11 protein-coding genes are annotated in these 14,343 nt (G+C 67.3%); 6 read left to right on the top strand and 5 right to left on the bottom strand.

The window, feature by feature from the left end; translation table 11 throughout:
• Positions 1-10: 10 nt before the first annotated feature.
• From ACFOD9_RS13140 to ACFOD9_RS13125, 4 genes are all read right to left on the bottom strand, one after another.
• Positions 11-1,027 carry a glycosyltransferase family 2 protein gene (locus tag ACFOD9_RS13140; RefSeq protein WP_379510582.1) on the bottom strand — a complete coding sequence of 339 codons (1,017 nt, stop codon included), beginning with the start codon at positions 1,025-1,027 and terminating at the stop codon, positions 11-13.
• Positions 1,028-1,118: 91 nt separating this feature from the next.
• A complete protein-coding gene (locus ACFOD9_RS13135) occupies positions 1,119-2,345 on the bottom strand; it encodes a glycosyltransferase (RefSeq protein ID WP_379510581.1) in 1,227 nt (408 codons plus the stop codon).
• Between the two features lie 13 nt (positions 2,346-2,358).
• Entirely contained in the window at positions 2,359-3,297 is a 939-nt protein-coding gene (locus ACFOD9_RS13130; protein ID WP_379510580.1) for an NAD-dependent epimerase/dehydratase family protein, read from the bottom strand.
• Complete coding sequence (locus tag ACFOD9_RS13125; RefSeq protein WP_379510579.1) at positions 3,294-4,544, bottom strand: methyltransferase domain-containing protein; 1,251 nt, start codon at positions 4,542-4,544, stop codon at positions 3,294-3,296. Before ACFOD9_RS13125 ends, ACFOD9_RS13130 begins: the two co-directional genes overlap by 4 nt.
• Before the next feature lie 415 nt (positions 4,545-4,959).
• Between ACFOD9_RS13125 and ACFOD9_RS13120 the strand changes: the two genes are divergently transcribed.
• From ACFOD9_RS13120 to ACFOD9_RS13095, 6 genes are all read left to right on the top strand, one after another.
• Positions 4,960-5,523, top strand: a complete 564-nt coding sequence (locus tag ACFOD9_RS13120; RefSeq protein ID WP_379510578.1) for an LptA/OstA family protein — start codon at positions 4,960-4,962, stop codon at positions 5,521-5,523.
• 3 nt (positions 5,524-5,526) lie between these two features.
• Positions 5,527-6,720 carry a nucleotidyltransferase domain-containing protein gene (locus ACFOD9_RS13115; RefSeq protein ID WP_379510577.1) on the top strand — a complete coding sequence of 398 codons (1,194 nt, stop codon included), beginning with the start codon at positions 5,527-5,529 and terminating at the stop codon, positions 6,718-6,720.
• A gap of 107 nt (positions 6,721-6,827) precedes the next feature.
• Positions 6,828-7,256 carry a hypothetical protein gene (locus ACFOD9_RS13110; protein ID WP_379510576.1) on the top strand — a complete coding sequence of 143 codons (429 nt, stop codon included), beginning with the start codon at positions 6,828-6,830 and terminating at the stop codon, positions 7,254-7,256.
• A gap of 3 nt (positions 7,257-7,259) precedes the next feature.
• Positions 7,260-9,170, top strand: coding sequence for a hypothetical protein (locus tag ACFOD9_RS13105; RefSeq protein ID WP_379510575.1), 1,911 nt, complete (start codon positions 7,260-7,262; stop codon positions 9,168-9,170).
• 157 nt (positions 9,171-9,327) lie between these two features.
• The gene (locus ACFOD9_RS13100; RefSeq protein WP_379510574.1) at positions 9,328-10,536 is read left to right on the top strand and encodes a glycosyltransferase; all 1,209 of its coding nucleotides are present in this window, start codon (positions 9,328-9,330) and stop codon (positions 10,534-10,536) included.
• Positions 10,533-11,513, top strand: coding sequence for a UDP-glucuronic acid decarboxylase family protein (locus ACFOD9_RS13095; RefSeq protein WP_379510573.1), 981 nt, complete (start codon positions 10,533-10,535; stop codon positions 11,511-11,513). The genes ACFOD9_RS13100 and ACFOD9_RS13095 overlap by 4 nt, the downstream gene beginning before the upstream one ends.
• Before the next feature lie 272 nt (positions 11,514-11,785).
• On the opposite strand, the gene ACFOD9_RS13090 is transcribed toward ACFOD9_RS13095, so the two are convergent.
• Positions 11,786-14,343, bottom strand: a 2,558-nt coding sequence (locus tag ACFOD9_RS13090) for a beta strand repeat-containing protein (protein ID WP_379510572.1), incomplete at its 5' end; no start/stop codon positions are given.

The following is a 14,343-nucleotide window of genomic DNA, read 5'->3' as shown; positions in this document are numbered from 1 at the left end:
GGGTCGAGGCCTAGCCACGCGCCGTCCGATCGAGGATCGGCTCATAGCCGATGGCCCGGATCAGGTCTTGCTGCATGGCGGTCAGCGGCCCCGGGCCATAGGGGCGGGGAAAGCTGGAGCCGTTGGTCCGGCGGCCCAACCCGGCCCGCCACCGCTTCGCCAGCCGCTTCAGCCGGAACGGCAGATCGTGCAGCGCATTCCCGCCCGGCGCGCCTGCGGACGCGCCGAACGCCACGTCATATTGCTGGCGCGCGTCCCACAGACGCCAACGCCACTGCTCGGCATCCGATCGCGGAACGATGCCGGGAGCACCGGCGATCGCCTCGGACACGATCGTGCAATACTTGAGCCAGTCCGCTGCCCGCCGCTGCTCGGCCATGCCGCCGCGGCTGATCTGGGAGCCATCGTGGAGCCGGTAGAGCACCAGCGACTCCGGGGTGTGGACCGGACGGGCGCCGGCCAGGAGCATCCGGAACAGCAATTCGGAATCCTCGCTGGGCATCAGGTCGGTGCGATATCCGCCGACCCGGTCAAGCAGGCTGCGCCGGAACAGGCAGCACTGGAAGACTATCACCCAGCCGCGCAGGAACCACGACAGCGCCGGCCGGCCCGGCGGCAGGGCGCTCTGCTGCAGCGCGGGTTCGGGGTGGCGCGCGTGGCCCTGTTCCAGCCGCGCCTGCACCCACGGCCCGTAGGCAAAGTCGGCCCCTGTCCGGCGCAGGGCAGCGGACTGGACCTCCAGCTTGTTGAGCGAGCACAGGTCGTCGCTGTCGAAGAACTGGATGAATTCGCCGGTTGCCTCGGCAAGGCCGCGGTTGCGCGCTTTCGCCGGACCGGCATTTTCCTGCCGGATGAGGCGGACCCGGTCACCGAACCGGCTGATCTCGGCCACCGAATCGTCGGTCGAACCATCGTCGACCACGATCAGCTCGTCCGGCGCCCGCGTCTGGCGCAGCAGGGTCTCGAGCGTCTCCCCGATGAGATCGGCGCGGTTATAGTTCGGGATGACCACGGAAATGCTATTCATGCCCGGCACTCACCTTCGCGTGCGGCCCGGCGAGCCGACACGCCGACCGGCCAGGGCGGCGCGACGAGGCCACCGGGACGGGCCTTGCGGTTCACCCCTGCCCCCACAGCTTGTCGAGGAAGGCCCCTCCGGAATGCGCGTCCTGAGCGGCGCTCCTGCGATCCATCGCCTTGGCATGATAGGCGTCATAGTTCTCGACCATGGCGGTGATGGCGCTGGCCAGGGCAGCCATGTCGCCATCCTCGGCGCCGATCCCGGCGCCCACCTGTTCGACCAGGTCGGCCATCCAGGTGTCGGTGGTGTAGAGCATCGGGATTCCGGCCGTTGCCGCTTCCACCGCCACGCCCGAAATGCGCGCGTAGTAGGCATTGCGCCGGTAGGGCAGCACCATGCAGTCGGTCGCGGCGATGGCGGCGTCGTAGGCGGCGGTGTCGAGCGCCTCGGTGATGAAGTCCACCCGTGGGTCGGCGACCAGGGCCGGGTCGGGCAGGTAGGGCGCGCCGGCGGCATCCGCAATCGGATGGTTCCACTGGATCACGAACCGGACCGGGCGCTTCAGGCCTTTGGCCAGGCAGGCCTTGATCGCGCCCTGGAGCAGGTCGATGCCCTTTTCGAAGCGCGCCGGCCCCAGGCAACTGAACACCAGGTTCTCATCCGGCCCCTTGGCCGGGCGCTCCTCGTTCGGGAAGGGCGCGATGCGTGGGCTGGGATAGACTTCGGGCGCGATGCCGCACAACAGCTCGTACTCGCGGGCAAGGCGCGTGCTGTCGGTCGCCAGGGTGGCCTGCCCTTTGGCGATGGCCCCCGCAAAGCTCCGCATCCCGGCCTTGAGAACCACCGCGATCCGGGGGAAGGCCGGCACCATGCTGCCCGGCTGATAGGTTCCGGCGTTCATCCGGAACAGCAGGACGATGCGCCCGATCCTGGCGCGCTTGCGGGCGAACAGCAGGCGCCAGCCCCAGATCTGGTGGATGCCCACGGTGGGCGCGAACAGGCAATCGAACGGCCCGTGGGCATCGACGATCCGCGCCATCGTCCGGTAGACCAGCCAGTTGTGCCAGAGTGCGCCCAGATAGCGCCGCCACTTGCGCGGGTGATAATAGTCCCCATCCCAACTGCTGCGGGGGAAGGCCGGAATGGCCGCGATTTCCGTCGCGATGGCCGGATCGATCCGGGCATGGGCGACGGTCATCACCTCGGCGCCCTCGCTCCGGTTCAGCTCGGTGACGGCCTTGATGTATTCGTACCAGTGACCGATCGGGTCCTTGAGCACCTCCTCGACGAGCAGGAGCCGTTTGCCGGAAAGCTTGCCGGACATTCCCGCCGATCCCCTATGCCTGGTCCAGGCTGGCCGCGTACCAGTCAACCGTCTGTTTCAGGCCATCCTTCAGCGGGGTCCGGGCCGACCAGCCGAGCTCCGCCTTGATCCGCGAGACATCGAGCTTGCGGGTCTTCACACCAACGAACTTGTCATTGTTGTAGACGATCTTGCCCTGGAAACCGGAGGCTTCCTTGATCCACTGGGCGATCTGGCCGATCGACCAGGCCTCGCCCATGCCCAGGTTCAGCACGTTGACGTCGGAATTCAGCGCGGCCGCGATGATCCCGTCGGCGGCATCGTCGACGAACAGGAATTCGCGCTCCTGCTGTCCATCGCCCCAGACCTCGACCGTGGGCGCGCCATCGCGCACCGCGCGCACGAACTTGCCGATCAGGGCGCCCACCACGTGGGAATTTTCGGCGAAACTGTCCCCATGCCCATAGACCGTGGGCAGGACCACGCTGGTGCAGCGGCCGCCGAATTCCTGGGCATAGGCCCGCTGGCCGATCAGCAGCGCCTTCTTGGCCATCGCATAGGCGAAGAGGTAGTCCTCCGGCTCGTGCCCCCACAGCTCGCTCTCCGGGTGAGCGTGGGGCAGCGAGGGGTACATACAGTAGGACAGGATCGAGGTGAACTTCGCCTTGGGGAAGTAGCGGATCCACCCTTCGAGGATGTTGACGTTGAGCTTGAGATTGACGTTGAACTGGGTCGCCGGGTGGTGAACCGGCCAGTCCCCCGCCTTGTAGAGCGCGGCGAGGTGGATGATGTGGTCGCAATCATAGGCCGCGCGCTGCTGGTCAAGCCAGGCGAACAGGGCCGCCTCGTCGGCGATGTCGACCATCGCGCTGCTGACGGCGACCACGTTGGCGGCGGGGAAGCGCTTGCGGATCTCGGCGACCAGGGTCTTGCCGATGAACCCGCTGGCGCCGGTGACGATGACGTTCTTCATGCCCGCTCGAACTCGCCCTTCGGACCGACGATCCGCACTTCGGGAACGGAGACGATGAAGCGCCCGCCGGCAGTCAGATAGTCGTCGAACTTCTCGACCAGGAAATCGATGAAGTTCCAGGCCAGCACCAGGTAATAGTCAGGCGCCTCGGTCACGCTGGCTTCGGCGACCACGGGGATGTGGGTGCCCGGCGTGACCCGGCCGACCTTCAGTTCGTTCACCTCGGTGACCTTCTCGACGAGGTCGGGGCCGATCCCGGCATAGTTGAGCACGGTGCTGCCCTTGACCGGGGCGCCCAGGGCATAGACCGTCTTGCCATCCGCCTTGAGCTGTTCGAGCAGGCGCTTGAGCGTGGCCATGTTGTGCTCGATCCGCGCGGCGAAGGCCTGGTAGGTTTCCAGCCGGTTGAGCCCGGCGTGCTGTTCCGCCGCAATCGCCTCGGCAACCGCGGGGGTGGTCGGCAGCGGATTCTCCTCGCGGCAGACGTAGAGGATGAACGATCCGCCGTGGATCGGCGAGAATTCGACATCCTGGATCCGCAGGCCATGCTGGCCGAACAGCCGGGTGAGCGGGGCCAGGGCGTGGATGCAGCTGTGCTCGTGATAGAAATGATCAAACTCGGCCCGCTCGATCAGGTCGAGCAGGTTGACCCCCTGGACCACGAAGAACGAATTCGGCCCCATCACCTCGTTCAGGCCGGCGACGAAATCGTGCAGGTCCGGGACGTGGTAGAACACCGCCGTGGCGGTGATCACTTCGGGTCGGATGCCAAGCTGGCGAAGGGACTTGCCGGTTTCGTGGTTCCAGAACTGCTGGAACACGGTAACCCCCTGGGCGCGGGCGACCTTGCCCGGCCGCTCCGAGGGATCGACGCCGAGCACGCGCATTCCGTTGGCGGCGAAGGCCTTGAGCAAGGTGCCATCGTTGCACCCGACGTCGATCACGAGGTCGTTTTCCTGGAGGCCCAGCTTGGCGATCACGTGGGGCGCCAGTTGGCGGAAGTGGCGCACGACCGGTTCGTTGACCCCGGTGAGATAGGGATGGTTGGTGAACAGGAGTTCCTGGGGCGGGAATTCCGAGATCTGCACTTCCCAGCAATCCTGGCAGACCATCATCGCCAGCGAAAATGTGACCTCCTGGCCAACGTCTTCGGGAAAAAGGAAATTGTTGCCGTTTGGCTGATCGCCGCAATCAATGAATTCATAGAGCCTGTCGGAGCTGCAGACCATGCAATTCGTGCGCTTCATACCCTGGGTGCGCCTCCACGCGCGTACTGGAATAGTGGCAAGGTCATTCCCTCGATGCGCGCCGCGGCGAATGAACACCGTCGGTTCACGGCGAAATTACCGGTCCAGGCCACCTCGCCGCCTAGTTGACTGCCGCTTTGCGCGCAACGTCTGATACGTTTGCATGACCTCGCCGAAAGCTATTCCCATGAGACAATCCGGATAACCCTTCCGCCGGTTCTTATTGGCAAATACCTGTTGGTAAATATCCGGCCGGGGCCCCCGACCGGCGGGCGGCGGCAAATTCGCCCGGCGCCCCGCACCGCGCCTGCATCGCACCTGCATCGCACCACAATGGCCCGGGGGGCCGGCGCCGCCCTTGCCGGCCCCGGATTGGGGCTTCCCGAAGCCCCGGCTCTCTCCTAGAAGGCGGATCATGTTGCGCCTTTCCCAATTGCTTCTGGCCGCCGGCTCCGGTCGCGGATTCCCCCGGCGAAAAACCATCGCGCTCGCGCTCGTGCTGGGCGCGGGCTGGTCGGATGCGATGGTCGCTTCGGCCCAGGGGATTGCCGGGTTCAACAGCAATGCCCCGGTCAACTACGAGGCGGACCGGATCGAGTTGCAGGACAAGCAGAAGCGCGTGGTCCTGACCGGCAACGTCGATGTCAGCCAGGGCGACCTTGCGCTCCACGCGGCGCGCTCCACGGTGGCCTATACCAATGACAACGGGATCAGGATCCAGCGGATCGACGCCAGCGGCGGGGTAGTCGTGTCCCGGGGCAACGAGACCGCCCGGGGCGACGTGGCGATCTATGACTTCAACCGGCGGGTGATCACCATGGTCGGCTCGGTCAGCCTGCGCCGCGGCTCCGACACCCTGAACGGCCAGCGCCTGGTGATGGACCTGGCGACCGGGGTGGCCAGCGTGAACGGCGGCATCGGCGCAACCGGGACGAGCGGCAGGGTCAGCGGCAGCTTCTCGGTTCCCAAGCAGAACTGACCCGTGGCGCGCGGGGCGACCGGCGGGAGCCACGCGACGCGGCGGCGCCTGGTGCTGATCGGCCTGCTGGCCGAACCCGGCGCAAGGCCCGCTCCGGCATGGCCGGACCTGTCCGGCGACGACTGGCGCGAGATCGACCGGATGGCGCAGGTCCACCGGCTCCAGCCGCTGCTGCATCATCGCCAGCAGGACAACCCCGCCATTCCCCGGGACATCCGCGCCGGCTGGCGCGAGGCCTTCCGGGAATCGGCGCTGTGGGCCTTGCAGGTTTCGGGCGAACTGGCCGCGACCCATGCCCTGCTCGACCGCGCCGGCCTGGCCCCGGTGGCCCTCAAGGGCGCCTGGCTGGCCTGGCACGCCTATCCGCACCCGGCCCTGCGACCGCTGCGCGACATCGACCTGTGGCTGCCGGCCGACCAGATCATCGCCGCCTACGGGTTGCTGCGCGAACAGGGCTACCAGGCGGCCGATGACGCGCAGCTATCGCTCGACCAGTCGCTCCGGCTCGACAAGCACCTGCCCCCGCTGGTTTCGCCGCGCGGGGTCCTGGTCGAACTGCATCACCGGCTCTGGGAAATCCCCGGACGGATGGACCACGGCGCCCCGCTGGCCGACCAGGACGAGCTCCGCGACCAGACCATCCGGATCGGCCCGATCGCCTATCTCGATCCCCAGGACACCCTGGCGCACCTGATTATCCATGCGGTCTACGACCATCGGCTCGATTGCGGGCCGCTGCTGCTGGCCGACATCGCGTTCCTGCTGGCCCGGACCCCGATCGACTGGGACCGCTTCGCCCGCGATGCGCGCAAAGGCGGCTGGCTGAAGGGCGCGGCGCTGGTGCTGGACATGGTGCGCGACCACGCCCCCCACCTGGCCCTGCCGCCCCCCCTGCCCGATTGCCCGGCGCCGCCCGGCATCGCCGCCGACCTGCTGTTGCAGGAGCTCGACACCCGCCAGAGCGCCGGCGTGATCGCCACCTTGCGGGCCGGGGGGCTGCGCGCGTTCGTCCTGCGGATCCTGGCTCGCCGCGCCGATCGCGCCGGCGCGCCGGTGGCGCGCGACCTGCGCGGGGAGGGCGGCTTCGCGGCCTGGGCGACGACGCGGCTGGCACGCACCCTGCGCGAGCTGTCGCGCAGCGAGGTGCGCGGGCAATCGCGCCGGCTCGCCACGCTCAGCCGCTGGCTGGATAGCTGAAGCGCGGTCAGCCAACGGCGCCAATTCAACAATCCGGTTCCATAACTTTCCTACAGGGAACCATATAGGTTAGTCCTTGCGCGACTCGAGTCTGCGAAAGGATCACCATGCCCATCACCCCCTTGAAAACCCCGGCAGGCTACGTGCCGCAGATGGCGGTCGCCTTCGCCAATGCCAATGGCGATGCCGAGCCGGTCAGCGCGACCAATCCCCTGCCCTTCCAGGACACCCCCTTCATGGCCGCCGCCGCGCTGGCCGGCACGCTCTCGGCCACGGGCATCGTCGGTCCGTTCGCGCCGCGCGCGGGCCGCGCGGTCATGCTGGCGCTGTCCGGCACCTGGACGGGCAGCGTCAAGGTCGTCCGCTCGGTGGACGGCGGGGCGACGAAGACCGGGCTCACCGCCGGCGGAGCGCCGTGGGCCGTGTTCACCGCCAATGTCTGCGAGCCGGTCTGGGACGAGAGCGAAGCTGCCGCGACGCTTTACCTCGACGTCACCCTGACCAGCGGATCGCTGACCTACCGGATGGGGCAATAAGCCATGGCTCTCGACATCATCGCGCGGGCCATGGCCACGGCTGCCCGCACCGCCGCCGCAAGCGCGGCCAACCCGGTTCCCATCGGCCGCTTCGCCGACCTGCCGACCCGGTCCGTTGACGCCGCCTGGTCAGCGGTGATCACCAGCGGCTATGCCGCGACCGGATTCGGCCGGGGGGTCTACGTGGCCGATGCCGTGGCTACTGGCGCCCTGGCCGCCGCCCATCCCCGGTTCTGCAAGGCCGATGCGGCGGGGCGGATGTTCCGCCTGCTGCCGGACGATAATGGCCTGATCCCGGTGGCCTGCGCCGGGGCCAATGGCCAGAGCGTGCCGATCACCAACGCCTCGGTGGACGACCGCGCCGCGATCCAGGCGGCCGAGGACTACAAGCACGCGATCGGCGCCGCCGGCCTGTCCTTCGATGCGCGCTATTACGCCATTCGCCGGACCCCGCGCACCAACCTCGCCACGGCGGATATCCACACCAGCCTTTCCGGCCTGACCTTCGTCGCCAATTCCTCCACCCGCTGGAAATCGACCCACCCGCAAGGCTCCACCCTGCTGCGCCGCAAGGTGGACGGCACGGCCTATGACAAGACCGACAAGCAGACCATCGCCGGGGTAGACTGGCGCGGCGGGTTCCTGTTCATGGAAGGCCAGACCAGCGACCCCGGCGATCCTTCGGTTGGCAGCCTGATCCTGGAGGACATGACCTTCGACGGCGGGTTGCGCCTGGCCGACGGACTGACCTTCGAAATTTGCGACAAGGCGGTGTGGCAGAGCAACGACCGCTTCTGCGGCCACATCACCCTGGCCGGCCGCACCCGGATCATCGGCTTCACCTCCGAACTGGTCTACGGCGCGCAGGGCACCCTGACCTCGGCGGCCGATCGCATCATCACTGTGGGGCCGGGGGTGGAGATCGGCGAGACGGGCGGATCGTGCCTCAACCCCAACGGCCAGACCCTGCGGGTGGACCGCTGCCTGCTCTACAACGCCTATATCGGGATCGAGGGGTGGACCGGGCGCACCGGCGGCTATCTCAAGGCCGTGTTCCGCGACATCACCCATGGCAATTCGCTCCAGGGCGGGGTCGCCTCCGGCCCGCCGCTGACCTATTACGTGCCCAATGCCCCGGCCGGCAGCCCCCTGCCGCTGGGCCATCTCGATATCGTGCTGGAACGGGCCGCCCGCTTCGACGTGGGATCGTGGATCACGGGCCGCATCCTGGCCATCGACACCCCGGTGGCGATCGGCAGCTCCGACGTGTTTGTCAACGGCGCGGAAATGGTCGACCTCGATATCATTTCGACCTGCGACCGGGCGGGCCTGCCGGGCGGGGTGAGCCTCATCGGCGGCGGCAACGGGGCGATGAATATCCGCAACGTGACCGTGCGGCTCGATCTCAAGCGCAGCGCCTATGCCGTGGCCAACAACTTCTGGCACCAATCGGCCGTCTACACCTATGGCTCGATCGGTCCGAACGTGGTGGTGGCCCTGGGGGCCAACGACGGCGGCGCCTCGCCGATCAAGGTTGCCGCCGCCGCCTATGACTGGGGCATCACGGTCAAGGGCTGGTCGTTCATCGAAAGCGGCTGCTACACCCCCGACAGCTTCTGGGACGTGGAGGCGGGCAACGGGGGCACCCTGCCCAACAATCGCCCGGTCATTGCCTTCACCTGTTCCGGCACCGCCACCGGCGCGAAGAACGTCAACCTGCCGACGGTGAAGGTGAACCCCGGCACCCGGATGTTCGTGGCCAATTACACCCGCAACAGCGTGAACCCCGGCCTGTCGACCAAGGTCAACGGCAGCAACTTCCGCACGGGCATCGATGAGGTCCTGCCCACCGACTACACCGTGGCCTGCTTCGAGTTCACCGGCTCGAAGTGGCGCGTGGTCGAGCGGGTCTGACCGGGCTTGTCCGGCGGCGGAGGGCGCCCATCCCGCTTTCCGCCGCCATGCCGCGCCCGCCATGGGCGCAAACCCACCGGACATTGCCCGTCCATCGCACTTGGCCGGACGGAACGGGGCGGGTAACAGAAGCGCAGCGCACTAGCCCGGAGCCAGAGTGAGCAGACGAAAACCACTGAAGGTCGCTCTGATCTGGGCGCAGTTCGCCGCATACCACGTCGACCGCTGCGAAGCTGTGGGCCGGCGCCTGGCGCCGCGCGCGCAAGTGCTGGCCATCGAGGTGGCGACCACTTCCGCCGACTATGCCTGGGAGCCGAGCGGCGCCATTGCCGGGGCCGAAAAGGTCACCCTGTTCGCGGGGCAATCGTTCGACGCCATTCCCTGGTGGCGGCGCTTCGCCGCCATGCTCCGCGCGACATGGCGCTGCGATGTCGTCTGCATGGGACTGAGCTACGGGCTGATCGATGCGATCCTGCTGGGCTGGACCTTGCGCTTGCTGGGCCGCCGACTGATCCTGTTCAGCGACTCCAAGTTTGACGACAAGCCCCGGTCGGCGCCCTTCGAACTGCTCAAGGCCGCCCTGCTGGGCTGCTACGGCGCCGCGATCGGTAGCGGCCGCCGCACGCTCGACTATCTCCGCTTCCTGGGCTTTGCCCGGCGGCCCCGCCTGCCGGGTTACGATTGCGTGGGGGTCGATCGTATCCGCGCCCAGGCGGGCCTGGCCGACGGCCTGCCCGACGCGACCCCAGAGGCAGCCTTTTCCCGGCGGCCCTTCGTTTTCATCGGCCGCTTCGTCGACAAGAAGAACCTGGCCACCCTGGTCGAGGGCCATGCCCGCTACGTTGCCCTGGCCGGCGCCGCCGCCCGGCCACTGCGGCTGATCGGCTCGGGTCCGCTGGAGCACGGCCTGCGCGCCCGCGTGGCTGACCTCGGCATCGCCGGCATGGTCGATTTCCCGGGGTTCCTCCCCGCCGAGGCCGTATCGCGCGCCCTTGCCGGCGCGCTGGCGCTGGTGCTGGTGAGCCGCGAGGAACAGTGGGGGCTGGTGGTCAACGAAGCCCTCGCGCTGGGCCTGCCGGTGATCGTCTCGAACGAGGTCGGCGCGCGCGACCTGCTGGTTCGCAACCTGGTGAACGGGTTCGTGGTAGACTCCCATTCCCCGGAGGCGATCGCCGAGGCCATGCGCCAGATGTCCGCCGACGAGGCTGCCTGGCGTGCCATGGCCCGGGCCTCGCGCGAGCGGGCGTGGATGGGCGATGCCGAGCGGCTGGCCGACGCCCTCGAAGTCCTGCTTTTCCCGCCCGCGGCCGAAGCCGCCGGCCGCATCGACACTCTTTTCGCCCAATTGGAGACTACCCCGCAATGACCCCGCAGCGTCCGCCCCGCTATGCCATGCAGAAGCGCGTTCTGGTGACCGGAGGGGCAGGGTTCATCGGCTCGCACCTGTGCGCCCGCCTGCTCGAACAGGGCCATTCGGTGCTGTGCGTCGACAATTTCTTCACCGGCACCCGCGCCAACATCGCCGGGCTGATCGGCAACCCCAACTTCGAGCTGATGCGCCACGACATCACCTTCCCGCTCTATGTGGAGGTCGACGAGATCTACAATCTCGCCTGCCCGGCCTCGCCGGTGCACTACCAGTTCGACCCGGTCCAGACGACCAAGACCAGCGTGATCGGCGCGGTGAATATGCTGGGCCTGGCCAAGCGGCTGCGGGTGCCGATCCTCCAGGCCTCGACCAGCGAGGTCTATGGCGATCCTTCGGTGCACCCCCAGTTCGAGGAATACTGGGGCAACGTGAACCCGATCGGCCCGCGCTCGTGCTACGATGAAGGCAAACGCTGCGCCGAGACCCTGTTCTTCGACTATCACCGCCAGCACAAGCTGGCGATCAAGGTGATCCGCATCTTCAACACCTATGGCCCGCATATGCATCCCAACGACGGACGGGTGGTCTCCAACTTCATCGTCCAGGCGTTGCGCGGGGAAAACATCACGATCTACGGCGACGGCACCCAGACCCGCTCGTTCTGCTATGTCGATGATCTGGTGGCGGGCATGATGGCGATGATGGCCACGCCCGACTCGGTCACCGGACCGATCAACCTGGGCAATCCGGGCGAATTCACCATGCTGGAACTGGCGCAGCAGGTGCTGGAGCTGACCGGCAGCGCCGGAAAGCTGGAATTCCGCCCCCTGCCCACCGACGACCCCCGCCAGCGCCAGCCCGACATCGCCAAGGCCAAGGCCCTGCTCGACTGGGAAGCCCGCGTGCCCCTGCGCCAGGGCCTGGAAAAGACCATCGCCTATTTTGCCGAGGTGCTGGCCGCAGCGGAAGGCTGAGCGAGGACAAGGCGCAGGGCCAGACGGGACTGTCAGGCACGGACCGATCGGATTGACCGGGCGGCGATCCGGCCAGGTTCGGCTGGCCCCGCTCGGCCGCGAACGCATGGCCCCGAGCCTCAAGAACTGGTCCGTGGCGGCCGACCGCGCCGCCCTCCCCCCACCGGGAACGCAACCCGGTCCGTCTGGCGCCGCAGCCAAGCAGTGCTGTCCGCGCAAGCAGAAAGGCCGGCGGTTTCCCGCCGGCCTTTCCATTTTCCAGTCAACCTCGATCAGGCGATGATCAGGAAGTCCGAGGCATCCACCGTGCCGGCGGTGACCGTCAGCGTGGCGATCAACTGGGCGGTTGAGCCAGTGCCGTTGCCATCGGCATCGTAGTACAGCTGTCCGGTCGACGAATTGTACAGGATGTAGTCGTTGCTGTCGCCCGCAACCGGCGTTCCGGCGTTGGTGACAAAGTTGTTAGCATTCAGCGGATTGCCGACGGCACCCAACGCGAACGAGCCGAATCCAGTGCGGCTCAGCGCGATCGTGTCCTGGTTCCCGCCGCCGCTGGCATCGAAGTCCATGACCAGGTCGGCATTTGCCGCACCAAACGACGAGAACGTGAAGGTGTCGCTGTTGCCGCCGCCCCACAGGACGTCATTGCCAATGCCGCCGTTGAGATTGTCGGTTCCCGCACCGCCCATAAAGTAGTCGCTGCCTCCGATACCCGGGAGAACGTCGTTGCCATTGGAGCCGAAGAAGAGGTCGGAGTTCGAGGAACCAGTGAAGGTATCATTCCCGGTCCCGCCATAGTTCACCCGGAAGGTTTCGTTGAACGAATTGCCTCCGGCATCGGTCGTCCTGATGATGACGTCGTAATTGGTGCCATTGGTCATCCCGCCCGCGCCAACGACCAGTTGCGCCGTGGCGCCCGAGACCGCGGCGCCGGTGTTGGTGCCGTCGCTGAGAGCAAGGTTAGTGGCCGAGGCGTTCCCGTTGATCGACACGATCGAATAGGTCCAGCTCGTGCTGCCGGTATCGACGGTGCCCAAGGTTCCGAAAATGTCGCCCGTACCGGTGTTGTTGCCCGTACTCGCAACTGCATTCGCCGAGGTGGTATCCAGCGTGAACGTGATGTCGGTCGGCGTGGTGTTGTCGTCGGTCGCGCCGTTGATCGTCACGGTCACCGCCTTGCTGGTGCCATCGGCAGACAGCACGTTGAAGGTGTCGGTCAGCGTGCTCCCGGTGTTCAGCGCATTCACCGTCGCGTTGGCGTTGTTCAGCGTGTAGGTCCACACGCCGCCGGTGGTCACGGCGAAGGTGCCATAGCCATTGGTCGTCGCCGAACCGGACGCCGCAGCCTGGAACAGGTTGGCCGTGTTGTCGACGTCGGTCGCCGTCAGCGTACCGCTCAGCGTGTTGGGCACCGCGTCTTCGGTGATCGCGCCCGAAGACGTCCCGCCGATCGTCGCCGCATCGTTCGCGCCGTTGATCGTGACCGTCACCGTCTGGCTGGTGCCGTCGACCGTGGTCACGCTGAACGTGTCGGTCGTGGTCTGGCCGCTGTTCAGGCCCTGGACCGTGGCATCGGCATTGTTCACCGCATAGACCCAGTTGCCCGAGGCATCGATGGTGTAAGTGCCCTTGCCGCTGACCGTGGCCGTCGCCGAGGACACGACGGTCCAGGCATCGGCGGTGTTGTCGACGTCGGTCGAGTTCAGGTTGCCGGTGGCGTTGCTGCCGGCCGTCCCGTTGGCGACCCCGCCCGCTTCGACCGCAGTGCCGGTGGTCGCCCCGGTGATCACCGCCGCGTCATTCGCGCCGTTGATCGTCACGCTCACGGTCTGCTGGGTGCCGTCGGCCGACTTGGCGACGAAGCTGTCAGTCAGCGTCCCGCCTGCGTTCAGGCCGTTCACCGAAGCGTTGGCGTTGTTCAGCGTGTAGGTCCAGGCGCCGCCCGTGGTCAGGGCGAAGGTGCCATAGCCGTTGGCCGTGGCCGAACCGGCCGCGGCGGCCTGGAACAGGTTGGCCGTGTTGTCGACATCGGCGGCGGTCAGCGTGCCGGTCGCCGTGGTGGTCGGAGAATTCTCCGTCACCGAGCCCGTGGCGGTCCCGCCGATCGTGGCGGCGTCATTGGCGCCGTTGATCGTCACGGTAACCGTCTGGGCCGTGCCGTCCGCCGTGGTCACCGAGAAGCTGTCGGTGGTCGACTGGCCGACGTTCAGGCCCTGGACCGTGGCATTGGCGTTGTTCACCGCATAGACCCAGTTGCCCGAGCCATCGATCGTGTAGCTGCCCTTGTCGCTGGCGGTGGCCGTCGAGGACACGGCGGTCCAGGCGTCGTCGGTGCCATCGACGTCGGTCGAGTTGAGATCGCCGCTGGCATTGCTGCCGGCCGTCCCGTTGCCGACCCCGCCGGCTTCCACAGCGGCGCCGGTCGACACGCCGGTGATGACCGCCGGATCGTTGGTGCCATCGATGGTGACGGTGATCGTCTGGGTGGCCGAACCGTCGAGCGAAGTCACCGTGATGCTGTCGGTGTACTGCTGCCCGCCGACGAACTCGTTGTGCGCCGAGTTCATCGTATAGGTCCACACGCCATCGGCATCGACGTTGAACAGACCGTAGCCGTGGTTGCCGGGCGCATCGACCTGCGGCACCAGCACTGCCTCGCCATCATCGACATCGGCAATCGTGAGAGTCCCGCCGGTCGATTGCGTGGCGTTCAATTCAGTCAGCGCAGCCGAAGCGTTGCCACCGATGGTGGCAACATCGTTCGTGCCGGTGATCGCCCAGCTGACGCTGCTCGGCGTCGTCGCCGTGCCGTCGGTCACGTCGAAGGTCA

Origin of the sequence: Novosphingobium bradum (assembly GCF_042646485.1) — a bacterium.
GTDB classification, from domain to species: Bacteria; Pseudomonadota; Alphaproteobacteria; order Sphingomonadales; family Sphingomonadaceae; genus Novosphingobium; species Novosphingobium bradum.
The sequence above is the reverse complement of the archived record's forward strand: the minus strand, read 5'-3'. Positions and strand labels throughout refer to the sequence as shown.

Coding starts and splice junctions, on each gene's coding strand:
- ACFOD9_RS13110 (WP_379510576.1), top strand. CDS start 6,828: ATGCCCATCACCCCCTTGAAAACCCCGGCAGGCTACGTGCCGCAGATG.
- ACFOD9_RS13140 (WP_379510582.1), bottom strand. CDS start 1,027: ATGAATAGCATTTCCGTGGTCATCCCGAACTATAACCGCGCCGATCTC.
- ACFOD9_RS13105 (WP_379510575.1), top strand. CDS start 7,260: ATGGCTCTCGACATCATCGCGCGGGCCATGGCCACGGCTGCCCGCACC.
- ACFOD9_RS13125 (WP_379510579.1), bottom strand. CDS start 4,544: ATGAAGCGCACGAATTGCATGGTCTGCAGCTCCGACAGGCTCTATGAA.
- ACFOD9_RS13130 (WP_379510580.1), bottom strand. CDS start 3,297: ATGAAGAACGTCATCGTCACCGGCGCCAGCGGGTTCATCGGCAAGACC.
- ACFOD9_RS13135 (WP_379510581.1), bottom strand. CDS start 2,345: ATGTCCGGCAAGCTTTCCGGCAAACGGCTCCTGCTCGTCGAGGAGGTG.
- ACFOD9_RS13095 (WP_379510573.1), top strand. CDS start 10,533: ATGACCCCGCAGCGTCCGCCCCGCTATGCCATGCAGAAGCGCGTTCTG.
- ACFOD9_RS13120 (WP_379510578.1), top strand. CDS start 4,960: ATGTTGCGCCTTTCCCAATTGCTTCTGGCCGCCGGCTCCGGTCGCGGA.